Genomic DNA, 22842 nt, shown 5'->3' with positions numbered 1-22842 from the left:
CTCATGCTTTACATTAGCGAGGGAGGTTTTCGCTTGAATAAAAAGCTCTTTGCCATTCCGGCAGCAACCCTATTGACCATTGGATTAGTAGGATGTGGAATTAATGATAATGAAACCGCTGTTCAAGACCGCCGAAACAATACGGTTCAGCCTGTAGGTTATTATTCAAATAGCGATAATGAGCGAAATGGCGGGGGTAATGCCCGTATTCTTGATGAAACCGACAATGATGGACCTATTACTGAATGGATGAACAATAGCTTAAATGATCATGATCAAAACTATCAGCGCCTTCGAAACAATGGGTTTGTAAGAGGTGATGCTAATTATCATGGACATTTAGGTAATACAGAAAGAAAACCGCGATCTTCCTATTATGAGGGATATGATGGAAATTTAATTAATCGAGTTAATGGGGCGGCTCACGTAAATAATGTAAGAGATGTACAATCTCTTGTTAATGGAAATGAAGTGCTTATTGCGGTGCACCTTGCTAATAATAATAAAGAGAAAGAAACGTTTGCAAAAATCCGTAAAGCCGTAAAACCATACTTGAATGGAAAAAAGGCACATATTGTTTCAGATCAAGCTACCTTTAATCGAATAAAGGCAATCGACAATGATTTACGGGAAGGCGGACCTCGGGATCAAATAAATTTAGATACGCAAAATATTTTCAACGCATTGAAAAAGCGATAAATGAAAGGAGCAAAGCTTAACTTTGCTCCTTACATATTTAAGTGCAGAAGATTTAATATTTGCCGTAGCTCCGAGACAGCAATTTGTCCGGGGGCAGATGCTTTTTTAGCGGCACCAAATGTAATGCTAGAGCCAAAGATCTCTCCTGATAATCTGCTGACAACGCCTTTTCCTGCCATTGACATTGTTATGATTGGACGATCTGCATATTGATCATGCATCGTGATTGTAGCATCAAGTAGAGTTAGGACATCATTTGATGTTGCTGGCATTACTGCAATTTTTGGAAGATCCCCTCCGAGCTCCTGTGCCTTCCGCAATCGTTTTACTATTTCCTCTTTTGATGGAGTCTTTTCAAAGTCATGATTAGAAATGATCACAAATACGTTATAGGTATGAGCAAATCTTACAACTTCTGTAACGATTTCCTCGCCGCAGAATAATTCAACATCAACAATATCCGCTAATCCGGTTTCTATCATTGCTTTGTTTAGTTCTGTATAATATTCCAGACTAACTTCTTTTTCTCCACCCTCCTTAGCACTTCTGAAAGTAAAGATTATCGGAATAGGTGTTAGGATTTCATGAATTTTTTTTAAAGCTTTTGCTACTTTATCTATATCCTCAACATCCTGGAAAAAATCAACACGCCACTCAGCAAGGTCTGGACCAAGTGTTTTTATTTGGACAGCCTCATCTATAATCTGATCTAGATTTTCACCGATGATAGGAACACATATTTTAGGCGAGCCTTCTCCAATCAAAATATCTTTTACTGCTATACTTTTCTTCAAGTCTCTCCGCTCCTTTGTTTTTTTATAAAGGAACAGCAGGTGGATGCTTATTTCTGTTCCCAATAAGACAGCAACATATCTACTATTTGATTACATATTTCTTCCGCTTCTAAGTTGTCCGTCTCAATTTTAATATGATGATGAGCATAAATTTCTTGTCTTTTTTCAAAAAGCTCTTTGATTTCGTCTAGTGATTTACCATGCAGCACTGGGCGGGTATCCATAATTAAAGGAATCCGATTTTCCCAGCTTTCCCAAGACATATGAATATAGGTCACAATACAATTTGCTAAACATGCTTCTCTAATTTCTTCTTGGAGAAAAGCTCCTCCGCCAAGAGATAGAATTTGTAAACCTTTTTGACTCAAGTTGGTGATAAATGCTTTTTCTTTTTCCCTAAATTCCTTTTCACCCAATCGCTGAAAAATTTGGGATACGGGCATTCCATATTCATTTTCTATTTCTTCATCGGTATCAATAAATGAACGGTCCAGTTTTTCCGCTACTAATTTCCCAATGGTTGTTTTTCCTGCTCCCATAAATCCAATAAATACAATGCTTTTTTCCTTCTTAGGAATGTCTCGGTTTTCCAAAATACGTGATCCCCCTAAGTAAAATGAGTTAGAATAACTTTTCCTCATTATAGAGCTTCTTCTGTGTTAAGCATAGTTTAAATATTTAGTTAATAGCTTTTTTATTTTTTTCATTCGGTACTAAATTTGTTAATTATAACCGGATAAGCTAGAAAAAGATGGTCACAATAGTTAATGAGCAGAAACTAAAATAATATACACCGTATTTTAAATGAGGTGATCATTGTGAGAACCAATTGGGTCTTTTCGCTATGTTTTATTGTCTTATTTATCATCTTGAATTCCCCTGTGCATAGCTTTGCAAATGAAAATAATGCAGAGGGAAATATCGAAAATGAGCTGACACCTAATCAAGAGCCTATGCAAATAAGTGTTTTACTGGAGCGTATGTACTTAGATGGAGAGGTTAGTCAAGAAAATGTGACAGAAACGATCTGGTCTATGGAGGAGTTTTGGGCTAAATATGATCAGTGGCAGCTAATTGATATGGATGAAGATCAGATGATTTTCCGCAAGTATATCGATGATATTTCACCATTGCTAAAAGCAAATGGCTATTTTGGTATAACTGACAAAGGTGTATTAACGATATTCAATGGAAGACCACAAAATTCTAATATTATTCAATCCTTTTTTCAGATTGATTTAGGCAGGCTGGAGAGTAAAAAATGTGAAGAATTAAAGAAGGGAATTCCGATAAAAACGAAGGAACAGTATGTTGAAGTGCTGGAAACCTTTAAGTCTTATTCAAAAGTCGAAAAGCAAGCGAATTAATAGAAAGTGACAGGATCCTCTTATAAGGGTGGCTGTCACTTTTTTCTTGGGTTTTATAAAAGGTTTCGTGTCCTTTTTTCTACGAATATGATTAAAGTATGATACAATGTTGTACAGCAAAATAGAGGAGCGAAAAGGCATTGTATGAATTTATTAAAGGGCGGGTTGACTATATTGGCCCAGAATTTGTTGTTATCGAAAATAACGGTATTGGCTATCAGATTTCAACTCCCAACCCATTTAGCTTTTCAAAGGAATTAGGTCAAGAGGCAAAGGTATTTACTTATTACCATGTAAGGCAGGATCTTATTGCTTTATACGGTTTTCATACGAGAGAAGAGAAAACACTGTTCATAAAATTATTAGACGTAACAGGAATAGGGCCAAAGGGTGCTTTAGCCATTCTCGCTTCAGGAGAACCGGAACAGGTTGTTCAAGCCATTGAAAATGAGGATGAGGCATTTCTAGTAAAATTCCCTGGTGTGGGCAAAAAAACGGCAAGACAAATGATTCTTGATTTAAAAGGGAAGCTGCAAAACATCGTTCCAGACTACTTTCCTGACTTGTTTTCACAGGATAAATTACAGTCTCAATTATTGAACCATATTCCAGAGTTTGAAGAGGCGGTTCTTGCTTTAAAGGCACTCGGATATTCAGAAAAAGAAATAAACAAAATTTCTCCGGAATTAAAAAAGGAAAAACTATCAACCGACCAATACATAAAAAAGGCGCTGCAAAGGCTGCTAAAATAATAGTTTAGTTTTCAACTAAACGAAATTGTGGTGATTATGTTATGGAAGAACGTTTAATATCTAGTGAGGCTGATGTTCAAGATTTATCATTTGAACAAAGTTTGCGTCCTCAAAACTTAAAGCAATATATTGGTCAGGATAAGGTTAAGGAAAATTTGGAGGTTTTTATAAAGGCCGCCAAGCTCCGGCAGGAAACACTTGATCATGTATTGCTTTATGGTCCTCCAGGCCTTGGGAAGACAACCCTGGCTGCGATAATCGCTAATGAAATGGGGGTAAATATCCGAACCACTGCCGGGCCCGCTATCGAAAGACCCGGTGATTTAGCGGCGATTCTTACCGCACTTGAGCCAGGAGATGTGTTATTTATTGACGAAATTCACCGTTTGCCAAGAACAATAGAAGAGGTTTTGTATCCAGCGATGGAGGATTTCTGTTTAGATATTGTGATCGGCAAAGGTCCAAGTGCAAGATCTGTCCGGCTTGATCTTCCGCCATTTACGTTAGTTGGTGCAACAACAAGAGCCGGTTCTTTGTCTGCTCCGTTAAGGGACCGCTTCGGTGTACTAAGCAGGCTTGAATATTATAATGAAAGCCAGCTTCAAGAGATAGTAACACGGACAGCAGAAGTGCTGGATACAGAAATTGACTCTTTAGCGGCAGCTGAGATTGCTCGAAGATCAAGAGGAACTCCGAGGATTGCGAACAGGCTGCTTAGGAGAGTAAGAGATTTTGCTCAAGTTAGAGGAAATGGAGAAATCGATGAAGTTCAGGCAAAAGTAGCATTGGAGCTTCTGCAAGTTGACCGTTTAGGGCTTGATCATATTGACCATAAATTATTAAGAGGAATTATAGAGAAGTTTCGCGGGGGCCCAGTCGGACTAGAAACTATTGCTGCAACGATTGGGGAGGAAGCTCATACGATCGAGGATGTGTATGAACCGTACTTATTACAGATTGGATTTCTGCAGCGAACGCCAAGAGGAAGAATTGTAACAGAAATGGTATATCGTCATTTACAGTTGGAGGTGCCCGGGGATTGACTGGATTATCAAAATGGCTGATGATCATAGGGGCAATTATTTTTGTCATTGGATTCTTATCACAATTAATTAATATTGGGAAACTTCCAGGAGATATTATCATTAAAAAGGGGAGTACAACCTTTTATTTCCCAATCGTAACATCTATTTTGTTAAGTGTTATTTTATCAGCGATTTTTTATTTTCTAGGGAAATTTCGCTAAAATAAGAATTAGAGTCAAAAGCAGTGAAGAAAGAATAATTTTAGAGTTGGTGACAGCATGAAGGTAGACTTATTTGATTTTCATTTACCAGAGGAATTAATTGCACAGACTCCTCTTGCAGAGAGGACAAGCAGCAGATTAATGGTGCTTAATAAATCAACAGGTTCTCTCACACATGATACGTTTAGAAATTTGAAGAGCTATTTACAAGCAGGTGACTGTCTTGTTTTAAATGATACAAGAGTATTGCCTGCAAGACTTTTAGGAGAAAAAGAGGGAACAGGTGCTAAAATAGAAGTACTTCTTTTAAAACAGCAGGAAGGAAATGTGTGGGAAACGCTTGTTAAGCCTGCTAAACGTATTAAAGAAGGTACAAAAATTATTTTTGGCAATGGCCTCTTGTCAGCTGTATGCATTGGCAGCTCAGATCATGGCGGAAGAACGCTTGAATTTCACTATGAAGGGATTTTCTATGAAGTTCTCGAGCAATTAGGCGAAATGCCCCTACCTCCATACATAAAAGAACAGCTAGAGGATCGCGAACGCTATCAAACCGTTTTTGCTCGTGAACGAGGTTCAGCTGCCGCTCCTACTGCAGGGCTTCACTTTACAGAAGAATTACTGGAAGAACTTAAAAGCATCGGTGTGCATATTGCTTTTATTACTCTTCATGTTGGTCTGGGAACCTTTCGTCCTGTGAGTGTTGAGGATATAAATGAGCATGATATGCATGCTGAATTTTATCAAATGACAGAAGGCACAGCGAATCTCTTAAATAAAGTAAGAGAAGAAGGCGGAAGAATTGTTACCGTTGGAACCACCTCAACAAGAACGCTGGAAACAATTGCTTCTAAGCATGATGGGCGTTTTGCTGAAGCCAGCGGCTGGACAGATATTTTTATTTATCCAGGTTATGAATTTAAGGGAATTGATGGAATGATTACTAATTTCCATCTGCCTAAATCAACGCTAATTATGCTAGTCAGTGCTCTAGCTGGCAGAGAAAATGTACTAAACGCTTATAACAAGGCTGTTGAAGAACGATATCGTTTCTTTAGCTTTGGAGATGCGATGCTGATAATATGAATGGGTAGCACCATGGAAGGAGAAAACGGAATTGACAGCAATTCGCTATGAATTAATTAAAACATGTAAACAAACAGGGGCACGCCTTGGCCGTGTTCATACGCCGCATGGATCTTTTGAGACACCAGTTTTTATGCCTGTAGGTACGCTTGCAACGGTAAAAACAATGTCACCGGAAGATTTAAAGCAAATGGGTGCCGGTATTATTTTAAGCAATACGTATCATTTATGGCTACGTCCAGGTCAGGAAATTGTGGAAGAAGCTGGCGGACTTCATAAATTCATGAATTGGGACCGTGCAATCTTAACGGATTCAGGTGGTTTTCAGGTGTTCTCATTAAGTGAATTTCGAAAAATTGAAGAAGAAGGCGTCCATTTCCGTAATCATTTAAATGGAGATAAGCTCTTCCTTTCACCTGAGAAAGCAATGGATATTCAAAACTCACTCGGATCTGATATTATGATGGCATTTGATGAATGTCCACCATTTCCAGCTACATTTGAATATATGCAAAAATCAGTTGAAAGAACTTCACGCTGGGCTGAACGCTGCTTAAAGGCTCATAAACGTCCTAATGACCAAGGTTTATTTGGTATTGTCCAAGGTGGAGAATTTGAGGAGCTGCGTAAACAAAGTGCAAAGGACTTAGTTTCACTTGATTTTCCAGGGTATGCAGTTGGAGGATTGTCAGTTGGGGAACCAAAGGATATCATGAATCGTGTGCTTGAATTTACAACCCCACTGCTTCCTTCTAATAAACCAAGATATTTAATGGGAGTCGGTTCACCAGATTCTTTAATTGATGGCGCGATTCGCGGTATTGACATGTTTGACTGTGTTCTGCCAACGAGAATTGCTAGAAATGGTACATTAATGACTAGTGAAGGCAGATTAGTTGTGAAAAATGCAAAATATGCGAGAGATTTCGGCCCGATTGATGAGAATTGTGACTGCTACACATGCAGAAATTACAGCCGTGCATATATTAGACATTTAATCCGTTGTGATGAAACATTCGGAATTCGACTTACAACTTACCATAATCTTTATTTTCTGCTAAAATTAATGGAAGGGGTCAGACAAGCGATTCGAGAAGATCGTCTTGGTGACTTTAGAGATGAATTTTTCGAGAAATATGGTTTTAATAAACCGAATGCGAAAAATTTCTAAACATGCATTTTCAAAAAGATGGACAACCCGGACTTTTTGAGCTAAATTTTTCACTTGAAAGGAGGGAAAGAGAATGGAAATGTTAGGTACAATTGGACCATTATTATTAATGTTTGTGTTATTCTATTTCTTGCTAATCCGCCCGCAGCAGAAGCGTCAAAAATCGGTTGCGCAAATGCAGAATAGCCTGAAAAAGGGAGATAAGATTGTTACAATTGGCGGCCTTCATGGCTTTGTCGATGCAATCGATGAAGGGAAAGTTGTCATCAAATGTGGTGACGGCAGCCGTCTTACATACGATCGTGCAGCAGTTCGCGAAGTTCTGGAATCTGCTGGCGGCGATATGCTTGCAAAATCTTAATAAGAAAGAAGCGGGGTTATTAAACATTCCGCTTCTTTTTTGTTTTTTAAGATATTAAAGCATAACTTCTCGAGTTTGAGAAATGTCTAGCTCCAGCGCCTACCCCCTCGAGGTCACAAGCCAATCCTCCCAGAAAGGAAAGGACACCTTTCCGTGAGGCTTGTCTTGTGCTTGTCGGGGGTGACCAAGGCGCTTCCGCTTTTCTTATGCACTTCTCGTTTTACTGGACATGTTAACACCAAGTATTCCGCCCATCATCGCTGTAAGCATGAAGCAAGTATGGTAGATGATTTGCTCAACATCGAAAACGCTATCTTTTCCTAAGTATTGAAAGAGAAAAATAATGATGGAATAGATGAGCCCTGTTAATCCGCCAAGCAGCCACCCTTTTTGTTTTCCCTTCCCGCCTGAAACAAATCCGCCAATAAACAAAGAAACAAATGAAATGGCAGTGATTATGAATTTTAAGGATGACTCCTGAAGAGATGTAAATCTTAATAATAGTGAGAAGATTAAGCTGCTAATAATGGCAAGCAAAAAAACGGCTATTATTCCAAAAAGTATAGCACTGCCAACATTTCTTGATTCCTCTATATTGCCCCTCTCCCTTCAAATGGTTGTGAAATTAGCAGATTGAATATTTGTCAATGCTGCTAGTACAAGCATATTCATACAAACTAAAAATAGAATAAAATTTCCATTAATAAAATCTGTTTTAAGGAAAATGGGAAAAAATGAATCACATGATTGGCTAATGGCAGTTCATAATAAAAAAGAATGTTATCTTGAGGGGGGAATGCATAATGGACTATTCCGTAATCATTTTCAGGACAGTTATTTTATATGCGTTAATCTTAGGTATTTATAGGATTATGGGTAAAAAAGAACTGGGTCAGCTCAGCATAATTGATTTTGTTGTATCAATCATGATTGCAGAAATGGCTGTATTAGCAATAGAAAATCCGAAAACACCTATTTTTACCAATATTATCCCCATGCTAATTCTTATGGCTATTCAAGTTTCTCTTGCTTTTGGAACATTAAAAAGTAAAAAGCTTCGTGATGTCATAGATGGAAAACCGAGCATTATTATTAATAAAGGTAAGATTGATGAAGTGGCTATGAAAAAGCATCGTTATAACCTTGATGATCTGCTGCTCCAATTAAGGGGAAAAGATATTCGAGCGATTACAGATGTTGAGTTTGCTATATTAGAGACAACAGGAGAGCTATCAGTAGTTAAAAAAGAAAAAAAGAAGTCTGGTAATTTAGCTGTACCACTAATTCTGGATGGTGAAATCCAAGAATCGAGTTTGGCAGCAATTAATCAAACAAATTTTTGGCTTCGCCAGCAGCTGCGAAAAAGAGGATATACAGATATTCAAAATATTTCACTTTGCAATTATGAAAACGGTCAGTTTTACATTGATTTAAAGAATGAAAAAAAGTAAGAGACGCACTAGGCTGTCTCTTACTTCCTTTTTAGCGGAAAAATTTAGCTAGCGGCTGGCCAATCCATGGAATTCGGATGATTTCATCTTTTTTGACAAGTTTAAGAAAAAAAGTAAGGATCAAATAAATAATGGAGATAGCTATAGAGATAATGAGAACTCGTATGACGAGAGACATTTGTGAATTCAATACGTCAAGAAGCCAAAATCCCCCCCAACCGGAAATACCCATCACAATAAAGGTCTTTAAATAATCCCGAATATAGAACGTAAACGAGATTGCTTTTAAGACAGTAGCAAAATGAAGCAATGTAACAAGTACAAATCCAACAAGAATGCCCATTGCAACTCCATTTATTCCAAACGCAGGCTGGCTTGCCAGAATAAAAATGACGGCAGTTTTAACAACTGCCCCGATTAGGCTATTGATCATGGCAGCTCTTGCTAAATTTAATGCCTGCAATGTAGCTTGAAGGGGACCTTGATAATAATAAAAGATGAAAAATGGAGCCATTAGCTTAATAAACTGAGCCCCGCTATTTGAACCATACATCACGCTCATGAGTTCTTCTGATAACACGTATAAAATAACAACGGCTAATCCTCCCGTCAAAAAGGTTAAGCGCAGTGCCTGCTGGAGGCGGTATTCAATGAGCCGATTATTATTTCTTGAATTAGCTTCACTAATAGCTGGCACTAAGGCTGTTGAAAGAGAATGGGTAATAAAGGATGGAAGCATTAACAGAGGCAGTGCAAAGCCTGTCAGTGCCCCGTATTGTTTTGTTGCAGCAATGGCAGCTACGCCGGCAATGGCCAGACTATGTGAAACAACAATCGGTTCAAAAAACCATGCAAGAGATCCAATCATTCTGCTCCCGGTTGTTGGAAGGGCAATGGCCATCAAATCACTAAAAGTGCTTTTTCCTGTTTTTACATATTGAAAGAAATGCTTTCGAACCCGAAATTTCTTTTTTAATTTAAAGGTTGCTAATAAATAGACTAATGAAGCGAGCTCGCCAATGACAGAAGCTAACATCGCCCCAGCAGCTGCATATTCAATTCCATATGGAAGAAAAGCTTTCGTGAGTGCCGCAATTAATGTAATTCTCACAAGCTGCTCAAGCATTTGTGAAATTGCTGCAGGCTTCATATTTTGGCGGCCTTGGAAATATCCTCTAATGACTGACGAAACAGCAATTATTGGTACAATGGGTGCAATAGCCAGCAGCGGAAGATATGTTCGCGAGTCAGTAAATAGTGTTTTGGAAAGTATAGGTGCTAAGAATATTAACGCTGGTGTAAAAATAATCGATAAAGTGATCGTGGTTGCTAATGAAACAACTAATATTTTCTTAACTTTAGCCCGATCTCCTCGAGCTTCAGCTTCCGCAACATTTTTTGATATGGCTACAGGCAATCCAAGCTGTGTGATCGTGACGGCAAGAATAAATGTCGGGAAAGCCATCATATATAAACCGACGCCTTCTTCTCCAATAAACCTAGCAATGACAATCCGGTTAATAAACCCAAGCACTCTTGTTACAAGTCCAGCTGCCAATAAAATCAATGTTCCTTTTAAAAACTTCGACATTGGGCTCCCTGCCTTCTCAAAATAGGTGTTATCATATACAATTAACTATATGCAACGAAGTGGACAAAGCATGACAAGCAAAGTGTAATTTTTCCTTTTAACTTAATTAAGGGAGGCGGCTGCAGTGGAAATCAGCCATACATATGATCATCTTCGCAATGAATTAAAGCCTGCTTTGAAAAGCAAGCAGGAGGAATTTTCGTTATTAGGTTACGATCGAGTGACAGAGCAAGAGCTTTGGGACTTTTTAAAAAGAAAAAAATGGCGAAAAGCAGATGAGAATAGAAGAATATCTGAATTAGTTCAAGATATATTTTCTGTTAAGGTTGGCGAGTTTTTCAATTATGCGACGGTCGAAGCTTTTAAGGGGGCAGACTTTGCTTTTAGTGACGAAGATGAGCTTCGCAAGCTCTTAAAATAACTTTAAACCGCTTCCGCTTTTCTTTAAATTGACAGCTTTTGCAAACTGTTTCATAATGGGAATTGGTATTTCTGTCGCTTTTTATTTTGTTCTATGAAGTAATTAAGTTTAAAATAGTAACATCTTGTTTTATGCTGTAAGCCATTTGGCTTGTATTTAAGGAGGACTTTTTCATAATGGTAAAACGCGGTCGTATTGTTGCCTTCTTTCTAATTGTTTTATTAATTGGAAGTTTAATGGGTACAACAACTAATAACATTTTAAAGAACATTAAGCTAGGATTGGACCTTCAAGGCGGATTTGAGGTTCTGTATGAGGTTTCACCAATTGAAAAAGGCCAAAAAATCGATAAAAATGTTTTGGCCAGCACTGCTAAAGCCTTGGATAAGCGGGTTAACGTACTAGGAGTAAGTGAACCTAATATTCAGGTTGAGGGTGATAATCGTATCCGTGTCCAGCTTGCTGGTGTAACAGATCAAAACAAGGCACGTGAAATACTATCTACGGAAGCGAATTTATCTTTCCGGGATGTTAATGACAATAAACTAATGGATGGCTCTGATTTAGCAGAAAATGGAGCTAAGCAAACTTTTGATGAAAATGGGAAGCCAAGTGTTTCTCTAAAGTTAAAGAGTGCAACTAAATTTAGAGATGTAACTCAAAAAATTGTGAATATGGGAGAGCCGAACAATTTATTAGTGATTTGGCTTGATTTTGAAGAGGGAAAAGATTCATTCAAAGCAGAAGCTGGTAAGCCAGACCCGCGCTATTTATCTGCACCTAGAGTGAGTCAAGTATTTAATCAAGATACTGTATCCATTGTAGGAAGCTTTACAATGGAAGAGGCAAAAACTTTATCGGACCTGTTAAATGCAGGGTCACTGCCTGTTAAGCTGACTGAGGTATACTCTACATCTGTTGGCGCTCAATTCGGGGAACAGGCGATGCAAAAAACAGTACTTGGCGGAATCATTGGGATTGCAGTCATTTACTTATTTATGATTTTCTATTATCGTTTCCCAGGATTTATTGCGACTGTCACTCTATCCGTATACATTTATTTAATTCTGTTAATCTTTGACTGGATGAATGGAGTACTCACACTGCCGGGAATCGCAGCCCTAATATTAGGGGTCGGTATGGCGGTAGATGCCAACATCATCACATATGAAAGAATTAAAGAAGAAATAAAAGTCGGAAGAACTGTAAAATCAGCATTCCAAGCAGGAAGCCGAAATTCATTTGCATCCATCTTTGATGCGAATATTACAACTATATTAGCTGCTGTCGTTTTATTTGCATATGGGACAAGCTCTGTTAAAGGGTTTGCAACAATGCTTATTATCAGTATTTTAGTAAGCTTTTTAACAGCAGTTTACGGATCAAGATTATTCCTTGGTCTATGGGTAAACAGTAATTTATTCAATAAGCGTCCAGGCTGGTTTGGCGTCAATAAGAAAGATATCCATGATATTGCAGAAAACCTTGATACTCATGATTTAAAGACGAAATTCGATAAATTTGACTTTGTTAAATCCCGTAAAAAATTCTATGGTTTATCTATTGTTTTAATGGCATTAGGAATCATAACAGTTAGTGTTTTTGGATTAAATTTGGGTATTGATTTCTCAAGTGGTACGCGAATTGAAATCTTATCTAAAGACTCCTTAACAAAAGAAGAAGTGAAATCAGAACTAGCTAAGCTTAATATCGAAACTGACGATATCGTCATTTCTGGAAATAATAAAGAAATTGGTGTCGCGAGATTAAAAGGAGTCCTAACAAAAGAAGAGATTGCTGACTTAAAGGCAAGCTTCCATAAAGAGTTTGGAGCAGACCCAAGTGTCAGCACCGTCTCACCTACTGTTGGGAAGGAATTAGCTAAGAATGCAATGATTGCATTAGTCATTGCCTCAATTGGGATTATTATTTATGTAGCTGTTCGTTTTGAGATGAAGATGGCAATTCCTGCCGTCGTGTCGCTCTTACATGATGCTTTCCTAATTGTCGCCTTCTTTAGTATTACGCGTCTAGAAGTAGATATTACTTTTATTGCTGCAGTACTAACGGTTGTCGGGTATTCCATTAATGACACGATTGTTACATTTGACAGAATGCGTGAAAACATGCAGAAGAAAAAACGTCTGAAATCTGTTGAAGATATTCACGATGTTGTAAATACTGCACTGCGTCAAGTTATGGGCCGTTCAATTAACACGGTTTTAACTGTAATTATTGCGATTTTGGGCTTGCTTATATTTGGAAGTGAGTCAATCCGCAACTTCTCGATTGCTCTATTAATTGGAACTGTGGCAGGGGTATATTCTTCAATATTCCTAGCTGCGCAGTTATGGGGTGATTGGAAAGCGAAGGAGTTAAAAGAAAAAGGCGTTATTAAAACGGTTAAAGAAAAACGAAAATATAGTGATGAACCTCAAGTATAATGATATTCACTTTCTCAAGCCTCAGGATTTTCCTGAGGCTTTCTCATTGTTACTTTTTGTTCATATTCAATGAAAATAGGATAAACTAACGGTAAGTTCATTTGAGGAAGGAAGTTTCAATTTGAGTAATCAAGATCGCTTTAAAAGGGCAGAATTTGCCGCCATGCTTGGTATTGTCATTAACATTCTTCTTGCACTTGTTAAGTGGGGAATTGGCGTCTATTCAGGAAGCCGCGCCTTAATTGCAGATGCTGTTCATTCGGCTTCGGATATTGCTGGATCATTGGCAGTCTATTTAGGCTTAAAAGCAGCTAAACAGCCTCCGGATGAAGACCATCCATATGGACATGGTAAAGCAGAATCTATAGCAGCTATAATTGTTGCCGTGTTATTATTATTAGTTGGAATTCAAATAGGTAAATCGTCTTTCACTGCATTTTTTAAACCAATTGAACCTCCAAAAACAATTGCCATTGCGGCTGTAATCTTTTCCATCATTGTAAAGGAAGGGCTGTTTCGCTATAAGTTTAAATTAGGTCGTGAGTTGAATAGTGATGCTTTAATTGTAAATGCTTATGAGCATCGTTCGGATGTATATTCATCCCTTGCAGCACTTGTAGGAATTGGTGCTGCTATACTTGGCGGGAAAATGGGAATACACTGGCTTGAATATGCAGATCCTGTAGCCGGTGTCGTTGTGTCACTGATGGTTATTAAAATGTCGTGGTCTTTAGGTAAAGAATCGATCCACAATACACTTGACCATGTTCTGCATGAGGAAGATACGGTTGAACTAAGAAAAACAGTTGAAAGTGTGAAAGAGGTAAAAAAAATAAATCAGCTTCATGCCAGAGAACATGGACATTACGTTATTATTGATTTGAAGATTTCGGTAGATCCAAACATGACTGTGGAAGAAGGTCATCGGGTCGGAAAAGATGTGAAGGAAAGATTAATGGAAATGGACAATGTTCATAATGTATTTGTCCATATTAACCCCTATAATGTAAATGACTAAACAGCGAGAGTCCTCGCTGTTTTTTCTTTTTTTACACTGAGATTGAAACAGCTAATGGGCTCTTGTATAATTAAAAAGTTGAGAGGTGAACAAATGTTACATTCAAAAACAAGGTGGATTGTTCGGGAAACAGACGAAGAGAAGCAAAATATTCTTGTCAAACATTTAAATATAACTCCTCTCGTTGCTTCATTGCTCGTAAATAGAGGAATAGAATCACCAGAAATAGCTCAAGATTTTTTATTTGATCATAAACTAGAATTTCATGATCCATTTTTATTAACAGGTATGGACATCGCTGTATCAAGGATTAAGAAGGCGATTGACAATAATGAGCCTATCTTAATTTTTGGAGACTATGATGCCGATGGTGTAACGAGTACGACCGTTATGATGAAAACTCTAAGAGAATTAGGAGCCAATGTCGAGTTCTATATACCTAATCGCTTTACGGAGGGGTATGGGCCTAATATTCCAGCATTTCAATATGCTTCAGAAATAGGGATTAAGCTGATTATTACTGTAGATACAGGAATTGCGGCTGTTAAAGAAGCAGATGCAGCTGCTGAGCTTGGCTTAGATTTAATCATAACAGACCATCATGAACCAGGACCTGAACTTCCTAAGGCATTAGCTATTATTCATCCAAAGCTTCCTGACAGCGTGTATCCTTTTCGGGAGCTTGCAGGTGTGGGGGTTGCCTTTAAATTAGCACATGCGCTATTCGGGGAACTGCCTGAGCATCTGCTGGAAATTGCAGCTATCGGAACGATTGCGGATTTAGTTTCCCTGAAAGGTGAAAATCGTTTACTCGTGAAAAAAGGCTTAAAAAAGCTAAAGACTACAAAAAATGTTGGTCTTACAGCTTTATTGAAGTTAAATAAAGTGGATGCCAGTTCTATTTCAGAAGAAACGATTGGTTTTCTTATTGCACCTCGTTTAAATGCTGCCGGTAGATTGGACAGTGCAGATCCAGCTGTTGACCTGCTTTTAACAGATGACATATATGAGGCGGAAGCTATAGCTGAAGAAATAGAACAAATGAATAAAGAAAGACAGGCATTAGTACATGATATTGCGAATGAGGCAATTAAGCAGGTAGAAGAAAAATACCCCATTACTGAAAATGCCGTTCTTGTCGTTGGTCAAGAGGGCTGGAATCCGGGAGTTGTTGGGATTGTTGCCTCTAAGCTGGTTGAGAGATTTTATCGTCCTGCCATTGTTCTAAGCTTTGATCAAGAAAAGGGCATAGCAAAGGGATCTGCACGGAGTATTTTAGGCTTTGATTTATTTAAGAACCTCTCAGAATGCAGAGATATTCTGCCTCATTTTGGCGGGCATCCGATGGCAGCAGGGATGACTTTGAAGCTGGAGCATGTTGATGAGCTTAGAAATAGACTGAATCATGCAGCAAAGAATGTATTGAAGGAAGAAGATTTTATTCCTGTTACGACACTTGACGGAATCATACAAATGGGTGAAATTCATCTTGCCTCAATAGAGGAAATGCAAATGCTTGCCCCATACGGGATGGACAATCCTAAACCAAAGATTTTAATTAAGGATGCGAGCATTTCAAATATAAGAAAAATTGGTTCAGAGCAAAATCATTTGAAACTGACGATTGAAAATGAAGGCAGTATGCTTGATGGTGTTGGTTTCGGTTTAGGTGAATTATTTGATCATATTTCTCCATATTCCAAGATATCCGTTATAGGGGAACTTTCAATTAATGAGTGGAATAATATACGAAAGCCACAAATCTTTTTGCAAGATTTAGCAATTCAAGATTGGCAGTTATTTGATATTAGAGGGATTAAACGTTTTGAGCAATTGTTTGATTTAATTCCAAAAGATCGATGTAAGTGGATTGTGTTTAATCAGGAAAATGCTTCGAAATTTAAAACATATATAAATGAAAATATGGTAACAGTAAGTTCAGATGAGGAAGCTGCTGCACTAGATATTAATAATGAGAACGTTATATTAACCGACCTGCCGCCTTCCAAGGATCTATTGAGCAAGTTATTTTCAGGGAAAATCCCATCTAGGATATACACTCATTTTTTTAAAGAAGAGAGCACTTTTTTCAGTACTCTGCCAACGCGTGATCATTTTAAATGGTTTTATGCTTTTATTATGAAAAAGGGACCATTTAATTTGCAGCAATATAAAGATGATATTGCCAAGCACAAAGGATGGAGCAGAGAATCAATTGACTTCATGTTACAGGTGTTTTTTGAATTAGATTTTGTTAAAATAAACAATGGATTAATTTCTATTAATAGTTCTTCACAAAAACGTGATTTAACTGATTCACAAATTTATGAGCATAGGCGTGCACAATACTCGGTCGAAAGCGAATTGCTATATTCAACCTATCAGCAGCTAAAAGGCTTTTTTGATTCAGTAATCCATGGGTCGGTGAAACTTGAGGAGGAAGTAAAAGAATGGACTTAAAACAATATATTACAATCGTCCAAGACTGGCCAAAGCCAGGTATTCAGTTCAAGGATATAACAACATTAATGGATAATGGTGATGCATATAGATATGCTACAGACAAAATTGTTGAATACGCGAAGGAAAAGCAAATCGACTTAGTAGTTGGTCCAGAGGCTCGCGGATTTATTATCGGCTGTCCAGTAGCTTATTCGCTCGGAGTAGGCTTTGCTCCTGTTAGAAAGGAAGGAAAACTTCCTCGAGAAACAATTAAAGTCCAGTACGGTTTAGAGTATGGCAAGGATGTCCTAACTATCCATAAAGATGCAATCAAGCCAGGACAAAGAGTCCTAATAACTGATGATTTACTAGCAACTGGCGGTACTATTGAAGCTACTATTGAATTGGTTGAACAATTAGGAGGCGTTGTTGCTGGAATTGCCTTCTTAATCGAATTATCTTATTTAAACGGCCGCGAAAAGCTTGGAAAATATGATATTCTAACATTAATGGAATACTAATAACGATTTGAGCGCTCATATGTTAGCGCTCTTTTTATTATGATAAACTTCTCCTGTGTGGATATGAATAACTTCTATTCAATGTGCCTATTCTTATATAAAAATTGAAAATAAATAACAAAGGTAATGATTACCTAACGGAGACAAAATTCGACAAACTTTTTATTTTTCAGGAAAATAATCGGTAACCCTTTACATATTCACTTTTTTTTTCGATAATAGTAGCAATCATTCTAATTTTGTTATGACAGTTTTAAACGGAAAATGACAAATCGACAAATGAAAACTAATAATAAAAGGTGATCCCATGGCGAACGATCATGTTCTGACCGCTGAACAAGTCATCGACAGAACAAAATTATATTTAAATGATGAGCATGTGGCACTTGTACAAAAAGCATATGATTATGCAAGGCATGCCCATCGTGAACAATATAGAAAATCGGGTGAGCCTTACATCATCCATCCCATACAAGTTGCAGGTATTTTAGCGGATTTAGAAATGGATCCTTCAACGGTTGCAGCCGGTTTTCTTCATGATGTTGTAGAGGATACAGACGTTACACTAGCAGGCATCAAGGAAGCCTTCAATGAAGAAGTAGCGATGCTTGTTGACGGTGTAACTAAGCTTGGAAAAATTAAATATAAATCAAAAGAAGAACAGCAGGCAGAAAACCACCGGAAAATGTTTGTCGCAATGGCTCAGGATATCCGTGTGATCCTTATTAAGCTTGCAGACAGACTTCATAATATGCGCACACTTAAGCATTTGCCTGTGGAGAAACAGCGCCGTATTTCAAATGAAACACTGGAAATCTTTGCACCTCTCGCCCATCGTCTCGGAATCTCAAAAATTAAATGGGAGCTTGAGGACACTGCATTAAGATATTTAAATCCCCAGCAATACTATCGAATTGTTAATTTAATGAAAAAGAAAAGAGCTGAGCGGGAGCAATATCTTGAAGATGTCATAGTTGAAATGCGTACAAGGATGAACGAGGTTTCCATCCGTTCTGAAATATCAGGAAGACCAAAGCATATTTATAGTATTTATCGAAAAATGGCTCTCCAAAACAAGCAATTCAATGAAATTTATGATTTGCTTGCGGTAAGAATTGTAGTAAATAGTATAAAAGATTGCTATGCGGTGCTTGGTATTATTCATACATGCTGGAAGCCGATGCCAGGCCGGTTTAAGGATTATATTGCCATGCCAAAGCAAAATATGTATCAATCTCTTCACACGACTGTTATTGGTCCAAAGGGAGATCCGTTAGAGGTACAAATTCGAACATTTGAAATGCATCGAATCGCTGAATTCGGGATTGCTGCCCACTGGGCTTATAAGGAAGGCAAAAGTGTAAACGAAGCTTCTTCGATTGAAAATAAGCTTTCCTGGTTCCGTGAGATTTTAGAGTTTCAGGATAACTCAGTAAATGCTGAAGAATTTATGGAATCATTGAAAATCGATTTGTTTTCAGATATGGTATACGTCTTTACTCCAAAAGGCGACGTTATTGAGCTTCCATCGGGATCGGTTCCCATTGACTTTGCCTATCGCATTCACTCAGAAATTGGTAATAAGACGATAGGTGCAAAGATTAATGGAAAGATGGTTACGCTTGATTATAAGCTAAAAACTGGCGATATCATTGAAATTTTGACTTCAAAGCATTCCTATGGTCCAAGCAAAGATTGGCTAAAGCTTGCTCAAACTTCCCAAGCAAAAAACAAAATTCGTCAATTCTTCAAAAAACAAAGAAGAGATGAAAATGTTGAAAAAGGGAAAGAACAAATTGAGAAAGAAATTCGTAATATGGATTTCGATCTAAAAGAGATTCTAACCCCAGACAATATTAAACGTGTTTCGGAGAAATTCAACTTTACGAATGAGGAAGACATGTATGCCGCAGTCGGCTACAATGGTGTAACTGCTCTTCAGGTAGCCAACCGTTTAACAGAAAAACACCGGAGAAAGCGTGATTTGGAGCAGGAAGCAGATATTACTAATGCTGTTTCTGAATTGAAATCATTTCCTACTGCTAAAAAGCGGGAATCTGGCGTTCGAGTTTCCGGTATTGATAATTTACTTATAAGGCTTTCCCGCTGCTGTAACCCAGTACCAGGGGATGATATTGTCGGCTTTATTACAAAAGGCCGCGGTGTTTCCGTTCACCGGGCTGACTGTACGAATATCGTAAATGACGAGGCTAAAGAGAGATTAATACCTGTTGAATGGGAAACTGACTTAAATGATCGCAAGGAATATAGTGTTGAAATTGAAATTACCGGCTATGACAGACGGGGATTATTAAACGAAGTTCTGCAGGCAGTGAATGAATCAAAGACAAATATTTCTGCTGTATCTGGACGTTCTGATCGGAATAAAGCAGCAACCATAAATATGACGATAGCTATTCACAATGTCAATCACCTCCAAAAAGTGGTTGAACGGATTAAACAGATTCCTGATGTGTATGCAGTCCGCAGGATTATGAATTAAGGAGTATTTGTTATGCGTGTTGTTGTACAGCGAAGCAAGGAAGCAAGTGTTACGGTTAATGGAGAAGTTGTAGGAAGCATTCCAAAAGGCTTTGTTCTTTTAGTTGGTGTTACCCATGATGATAATGAGAAGGATGCTGCCTTTCTAGCTGATAAAATTGCGAATCTGCGAGTGTTTGAAGATGAAAGCGGAAAAATGAATTTATCAATTTTAGATAAAGGCGGAGACATTTTATCAGTTTCACAATTCACACTATATGGGGATTGCCGGAAAGGCCGCAGACCAAACTTTATGGATGCGGCTAGACCTGATCACGCCTTGAAAATATATGAAGCCTTTAATGCTTATCTTGAAGAAAAAGGGCTTAAGGTTGAAACAGGGGAATTTGGTGCCATGATGGATGTACAGCTAATCAATGATGGACCAGTTACCTTAATTGTTGATAGTAAATAATAAAAGGTCAGACATTGTTCATACGAAAGTATGAATATGTCTGACCTTTTTCAATTTAATTATATTGGAAATATTTTGCTAGCCCCTGATAAATGCCAGTTGTGACTGTATCTTGATATTGACCGGAAGAAATAAGAATTTCTTCAGTTGGGTTACTTAAGTAACCAAGCTCTAACAAAATGGCATTTCGTTTATTTTCTCTAAGAACATAATAATCACCAAATCGGTAACCGCGGTCTTTTATATTACTTTTTACGGTAACTGAAGAATGTACACTAGCTGCCAAGTTCTTTTGATAGTCATGATAATAATAAGTAGTCAATCCGTTAACACTACGGTCTGTACTACTGTCGAAATGAATACTAACAAATGCATCGGCATTATGATAGTGCGATGTGTAGACTCTTGACGACAATGGGATATATGTATCATTGCTGCGAGTTAAAATAACATTTGCTCCGGTGGCCTTTAATTTTTCATATAAACTATAAGCTGTTTGCAAAGTTAAATTTTTTTCGAGCGTTCCTCTTGCACCGGTTGTTCCATTATCTCTCCCGCCATGACCGGGATCAATGACAATCATTTTATTTTTTAAACCGGTTACAGATCCTGGTTTTTCGATTGTCGGAGCCGATCCGTTTACTGATACGATCCAGCCGGCAATATAACCGCTGTTCCCATCTGCAAGGCGAATTTCATACCAGTCATTTTGTATGCTAATGATGTCAAAAATATCCCCTTGATTTGCTATATAGACGACATCAGATTGGGTACTCGGACTTTTTCTTATGTTTGATCCATTATGACTAATGGTCAGAGTGCTATCCTTTACTTTTTGTCCGTTGGAAACAGGGGGATTGGACTCAGACTTGTCCAAATACCAGCTTGCTACCCAGCCGTAGGCACCTTTTGCATATTCAATTTTTGACCAGTTATTCGTTTCTTCAATAATTTGAAGTGTTTCGTCTTTTTGTACAGAACTGATGGGCCTTCCATTAAGAGAAGCAGATTCTCTAACAATAAGAGATGTGGCCGTTACTCTCCCTGTTTTCCCAGTATTAATAGTTTTATTGTCTTTCGTTTCGGCTACTTGGCTTGATTGAGAGTTACTATGTTGAATGTATTGACTGCTAATCCATGCATTTGTTCCAGCAAAGGAAATCTCTGTCCATTCACTCGTTTGTGATAGGATGCTGACATTATCTCCTAATTGCAATTTTCCAATGATAGAACTATTAAGAGATGGTGAACTTCTAACATTTAAGGAATTGACGGAAATGATTCCTTGTGACTTTCCGCTAGAATTGCTGGCATTAGTAGTTTGTAACTGAACAAAATCATTGGAAACCCAGCCGCTGCCGAACGGGGTTTGAAGGTTTACCCAATCTCCATTTTGACTAAGTACAGTAAACTTGTCTCCTTTATTAGCGGTTCCAATTACAGCGTAGCTTGTCCCTGGTCCCTTTCTTATTCGGAGACCATCTGAAGAGATGATCGCAGTCTTATTTTTCCCAAGTGTGTCAGCTGAATGATTAGTACTTTGATTCGCATTTACTTTTGTAACAAGCCAATTTGCTACCCAGCCGCGAACACCGTTTCCAAGCTGAATTTCCATCCACTCGTTCTTTTCTGATAGTAATGGATACTGTTCTCCTTTTTTCGCTTTTGCTACTATAGGGTAGCTTAGCCCTGGTCCTTTGCGAATGTTTAATTGATCAGTTCCAACTTTAACTGCCTCTGTTTCTGCATGAACAGATGACAGGGGAGTTGCCAATCCTATGAAAAGAATGAGGCAAAGGAACATGATAGAATGATTCTTTCTAAGCATTAGCACACTCCTTTCTATAGCACTTTTTAAATGACGTCTGGCAAATTCTTCATCTTAAAGAAAAACAAAAATATTGCTCTCAGTCAAGCCATTTTCAACTCTTATCTCGTAAAAAAGAGTTTTAGTTCGAAGTTAGCCACTTATAATAGTTCGCTTAAAAACGGAGAATTCCTTTTATAATCATCTTGCTTTTAATTTTTCTATTTTAAAAAGATAGAGAAATTTTTTAGTCAAATATGGAGAGAATAAAGGAGACTAATTGTATAAAGGGTGATCCAAAATGAGATTCGGAGACAAGGGAATGTCTGTTCAGCAAGGAGAAAACCAGCTATTCGGTGTAGATTTTCATGATTTCATTCAAAAAGAACAAAGTCATAATATGGTGGAGTTAGCATCCGAATTTGGTTTAACCATTAGGGATGTGAGGAAGCTGAAAAAACATTTAGAACGATCTTAATGAACCCTATTGACATTATTAATCATGATACGTATGATAATATAAATATTAGGATATATTTTTAAAAATAAATTGATGATATACCGTTGATGAAGAACAGTAGTTAAGCCCCACATGGAAAGAGAAGAAATGTCATAGGCTGAAAGCATTTCTCCATGATGATTTAATGAAAGAACACTTCGTAGGTTTCTCTCTGAAAAAGGCTATTTCCTTTAGTAGGAGCTGAACGTTCACAGG

At 37.8% G+C, this 22842-nt stretch carries 22 protein-coding genes and 1 other annotated feature (1 of these 23 only partly in view); of the genes, 17 read left to right on the top strand and 5 right to left on the bottom strand.

The window, feature by feature from the left end:
* Positions 1–33: 33 nt before the first annotated feature.
* Complete coding sequence (locus H0173_RS18845; protein WP_221848249.1) at positions 34–699, top strand: YhcN/YlaJ family sporulation lipoprotein; 666 nt, start codon at positions 34–36, stop codon at positions 697–699.
* A 29-nt stretch (positions 700–728) separates the two neighbouring features.
* Here the strand turns inward: H0173_RS18845 and aroD are convergent, their stop codons facing one another.
* Together aroD and H0173_RS18835 are read right to left on the bottom strand one after the other, a co-directional pair.
* Positions 729–1493 carry a type I 3-dehydroquinate dehydratase gene (aroD, locus tag H0173_RS18840; protein ID WP_221848247.1) on the bottom strand — a complete coding sequence of 255 codons (765 nt, stop codon included), beginning with the start codon at positions 1491–1493 and terminating at the stop codon, positions 729–731.
* Between the two features lie 47 nt (positions 1494–1540).
* The gene (locus H0173_RS18835; protein ID WP_260631267.1) at positions 1541–2134 is read right to left on the bottom strand and encodes a shikimate kinase; all 594 of its coding nucleotides are present in this window, start codon (positions 2132–2134) and stop codon (positions 1541–1543) included.
* A gap of 177 nt (positions 2135–2311) precedes the next feature.
* On the opposite strand from H0173_RS18835, the gene H0173_RS18830 reads away from it, so the two are divergent.
* From H0173_RS18830 to yajC, 7 genes are all read left to right on the top strand, one after another.
* On the top strand, positions 2312–2860 hold the full coding sequence (locus H0173_RS18830) for a BofC C-terminal domain-containing protein (protein ID WP_313770672.1): 549 nt from the start codon (positions 2312–2314) through the stop codon (positions 2858–2860).
* A 140-nt stretch (positions 2861–3000) separates the two neighbouring features.
* On the top strand, positions 3001–3612 hold the full coding sequence (gene ruvA / locus H0173_RS18825; protein WP_221848244.1) for a Holliday junction branch migration protein RuvA: 612 nt from the start codon (positions 3001–3003) through the stop codon (positions 3610–3612).
* A 41-nt stretch (positions 3613–3653) separates the two neighbouring features.
* The gene (ruvB, locus tag H0173_RS18820; RefSeq protein WP_221848242.1) at positions 3654–4655 is read left to right on the top strand and encodes a Holliday junction branch migration DNA helicase RuvB; all 1002 of its coding nucleotides are present in this window, start codon (positions 3654–3656) and stop codon (positions 4653–4655) included.
* Complete coding sequence (locus H0173_RS18815) at positions 4652–4858, top strand: DUF2905 domain-containing protein (RefSeq protein ID WP_221848240.1); 207 nt, start codon at positions 4652–4654, stop codon at positions 4856–4858. Before ruvB ends, H0173_RS18815 begins: the two co-directional genes overlap by 4 nt.
* A gap of 57 nt (positions 4859–4915) precedes the next feature.
* Positions 4916–5944, top strand: a complete 1029-nt coding sequence (gene queA, locus H0173_RS18810; RefSeq protein WP_221848238.1) for a tRNA preQ1(34) S-adenosylmethionine ribosyltransferase-isomerase QueA — start codon at positions 4916–4918, stop codon at positions 5942–5944.
* A gap of 31 nt (positions 5945–5975) precedes the next feature.
* Positions 5976–7115 carry a tRNA guanosine(34) transglycosylase Tgt gene (gene tgt / locus H0173_RS18805; protein ID WP_221848236.1) on the top strand — a complete coding sequence of 380 codons (1140 nt, stop codon included), beginning with the start codon at positions 5976–5978 and terminating at the stop codon, positions 7113–7115.
* Positions 7116–7188: 73 nt separating this feature from the next.
* On the top strand, positions 7189–7476 hold the full coding sequence (gene yajC, locus H0173_RS18800) for a preprotein translocase subunit YajC (RefSeq protein WP_221848234.1): 288 nt from the start codon (positions 7189–7191) through the stop codon (positions 7474–7476).
* Between the two features lie 204 nt (positions 7477–7680).
* Here yajC and H0173_RS18795 read toward each other — a convergent pair whose 3' ends face one another.
* The gene (locus H0173_RS18795) at positions 7681–8040 is read right to left on the bottom strand and encodes a TIGR04086 family membrane protein (RefSeq protein ID WP_396021277.1); all 360 of its coding nucleotides are present in this window, start codon (positions 8038–8040) and stop codon (positions 7681–7683) included.
* 236 nt (positions 8041–8276) lie between these two features.
* Here H0173_RS18795 and H0173_RS18790 point away from each other — a divergent pair, with 236 nt between their 5' ends.
* Positions 8277–8927, top strand: coding sequence for a DUF421 domain-containing protein (locus H0173_RS18790; RefSeq protein WP_221848550.1), 651 nt, complete (start codon positions 8277–8279; stop codon positions 8925–8927).
* A gap of 31 nt (positions 8928–8958) precedes the next feature.
* On the opposite strand, the gene spoVB is transcribed toward H0173_RS18790, so the two are convergent.
* The gene (gene spoVB / locus H0173_RS18785) at positions 8959–10518 is read right to left on the bottom strand and encodes a stage V sporulation protein B (RefSeq protein ID WP_221848233.1); all 1560 of its coding nucleotides are present in this window, start codon (positions 10516–10518) and stop codon (positions 8959–8961) included.
* 124 nt (positions 10519–10642) lie between these two features.
* Here spoVB and H0173_RS18780 point away from each other — a divergent pair, with 124 nt between their 5' ends.
* The 7 genes from H0173_RS18780 (at position 10643) to dtd (ending at position 20320) form a co-directional block, all read left to right on the top strand.
* Positions 10643–10939 carry a post-transcriptional regulator gene (locus H0173_RS18780; protein ID WP_221848231.1) on the top strand — a complete coding sequence of 99 codons (297 nt, stop codon included), beginning with the start codon at positions 10643–10645 and terminating at the stop codon, positions 10937–10939.
* A 176-nt stretch (positions 10940–11115) separates the two neighbouring features.
* The gene (secDF, locus tag H0173_RS18775; RefSeq protein WP_221848229.1) at positions 11116–13383 is read left to right on the top strand and encodes a protein translocase subunit SecDF; all 2268 of its coding nucleotides are present in this window, start codon (positions 11116–11118) and stop codon (positions 13381–13383) included.
* Between the two features lie 163 nt (positions 13384–13546).
* The gene (locus H0173_RS18770; RefSeq protein ID WP_396021276.1) at positions 13547–14401 is read left to right on the top strand and encodes a cation diffusion facilitator family transporter; all 855 of its coding nucleotides are present in this window, start codon (positions 13547–13549) and stop codon (positions 14399–14401) included.
* A 93-nt stretch (positions 14402–14494) separates the two neighbouring features.
* On the top strand, positions 14495–16861 hold the full coding sequence (recJ, locus tag H0173_RS18765) for a single-stranded-DNA-specific exonuclease RecJ (RefSeq protein ID WP_221848226.1): 2367 nt from the start codon (positions 14495–14497) through the stop codon (positions 16859–16861).
* Entirely contained in the window at positions 16852–17364 is a 513-nt protein-coding gene (locus H0173_RS18760) for an adenine phosphoribosyltransferase (protein ID WP_221848224.1), read from the top strand. The genes recJ and H0173_RS18760 overlap by 10 nt, the downstream gene beginning before the upstream one ends.
* Positions 17365–17671: 307 nt before the next feature.
* The gene (locus H0173_RS18755; protein WP_221848222.1) at positions 17672–19867 is read left to right on the top strand and encodes a RelA/SpoT family protein; all 2196 of its coding nucleotides are present in this window, start codon (positions 17672–17674) and stop codon (positions 19865–19867) included.
* A gap of 12 nt (positions 19868–19879) precedes the next feature.
* Entirely contained in the window at positions 19880–20320 is a 441-nt protein-coding gene (gene dtd, locus H0173_RS18750) for a D-aminoacyl-tRNA deacylase (RefSeq protein WP_221848220.1), read from the top strand.
* Positions 20321–20375: 55 nt separating this feature from the next.
* On the opposite strand, the gene H0173_RS18745 is transcribed toward dtd, so the two are convergent.
* Positions 20376–22148 (bottom strand): N-acetylmuramoyl-L-alanine amidase family protein, encoded by a 1773-nt coding sequence (locus tag H0173_RS18745; protein WP_221848218.1) that lies wholly within the window; start codon positions 22146–22148, stop codon positions 20376–20378.
* A 301-nt stretch (positions 22149–22449) separates the two neighbouring features.
* Here H0173_RS18745 and H0173_RS18740 point away from each other — a divergent pair, with 301 nt between their 5' ends.
* Positions 22450–22605 carry a hypothetical protein gene (locus H0173_RS18740; RefSeq protein ID WP_221848566.1) on the top strand — a complete coding sequence of 52 codons (156 nt, stop codon included), beginning with the start codon at positions 22450–22452 and terminating at the stop codon, positions 22603–22605.
* Between the two features lie 77 nt (positions 22606–22682).
* Positions 22683–22842, top strand: a binding site (T-box leader); it runs 86 nt beyond the window's last position.

It is taken from the genome of Bacillus sp. S/N-304-OC-R1, from assembly GCF_019749375.1.
In the GTDB taxonomy this organism is placed as follows: domain Bacteria; phylum Bacillota; class Bacilli; order Bacillales; family Cytobacillaceae; genus Cytobacillus.
This window is presented reverse-complemented; position numbering and strand designations above follow the sequence as displayed.

Excerpts from the sequence above, each read along its gene's own strand:
- H0173_RS18835 (WP_260631267.1), bottom strand. The coding sequence starts at position 2,134 with ATGAGGAAAAGTTATTCTAACTCATTTTACTTAGGGGGATCACGTATT.
- ruvB (WP_221848242.1), top strand. The coding sequence starts at position 3,654 with ATGGAAGAACGTTTAATATCTAGTGAGGCTGATGTTCAAGATTTATCA.
- queA (WP_221848238.1), top strand. The coding sequence starts at position 4,916 with ATGAAGGTAGACTTATTTGATTTTCATTTACCAGAGGAATTAATTGCA.
- yajC (WP_221848234.1), top strand. The coding sequence starts at position 7,189 with ATGGAAATGTTAGGTACAATTGGACCATTATTATTAATGTTTGTGTTA.
- spoVB (WP_221848233.1), bottom strand. The coding sequence starts at position 10,518 with ATGTCGAAGTTTTTAAAAGGAACATTGATTTTATTGGCAGCTGGACTT.
- secDF (WP_221848229.1), top strand. The coding sequence starts at position 11,116 with ATGGTAAAACGCGGTCGTATTGTTGCCTTCTTTCTAATTGTTTTATTA.
- H0173_RS18770 (WP_396021276.1), top strand. The coding sequence starts at position 13,547 with ATGCTTGGTATTGTCATTAACATTCTTCTTGCACTTGTTAAGTGGGGA.
- recJ (WP_221848226.1), top strand. The coding sequence starts at position 14,495 with ATGTTACATTCAAAAACAAGGTGGATTGTTCGGGAAACAGACGAAGAG.
- H0173_RS18760 (WP_221848224.1), top strand. The coding sequence starts at position 16,852 with ATGGACTTAAAACAATATATTACAATCGTCCAAGACTGGCCAAAGCCA.
- H0173_RS18755 (WP_221848222.1), top strand. The coding sequence starts at position 17,672 with ATGGCGAACGATCATGTTCTGACCGCTGAACAAGTCATCGACAGAACA.
- dtd (WP_221848220.1), top strand. The coding sequence starts at position 19,880 with ATGCGTGTTGTTGTACAGCGAAGCAAGGAAGCAAGTGTTACGGTTAAT.
- H0173_RS18745 (WP_221848218.1), bottom strand. The coding sequence starts at position 22,148 with ATGCTTAGAAAGAATCATTCTATCATGTTCCTTTGCCTCATTCTTTTC.
- H0173_RS18740 (WP_221848566.1), top strand. The coding sequence starts at position 22,450 with ATGTCTGTTCAGCAAGGAGAAAACCAGCTATTCGGTGTAGATTTTCAT.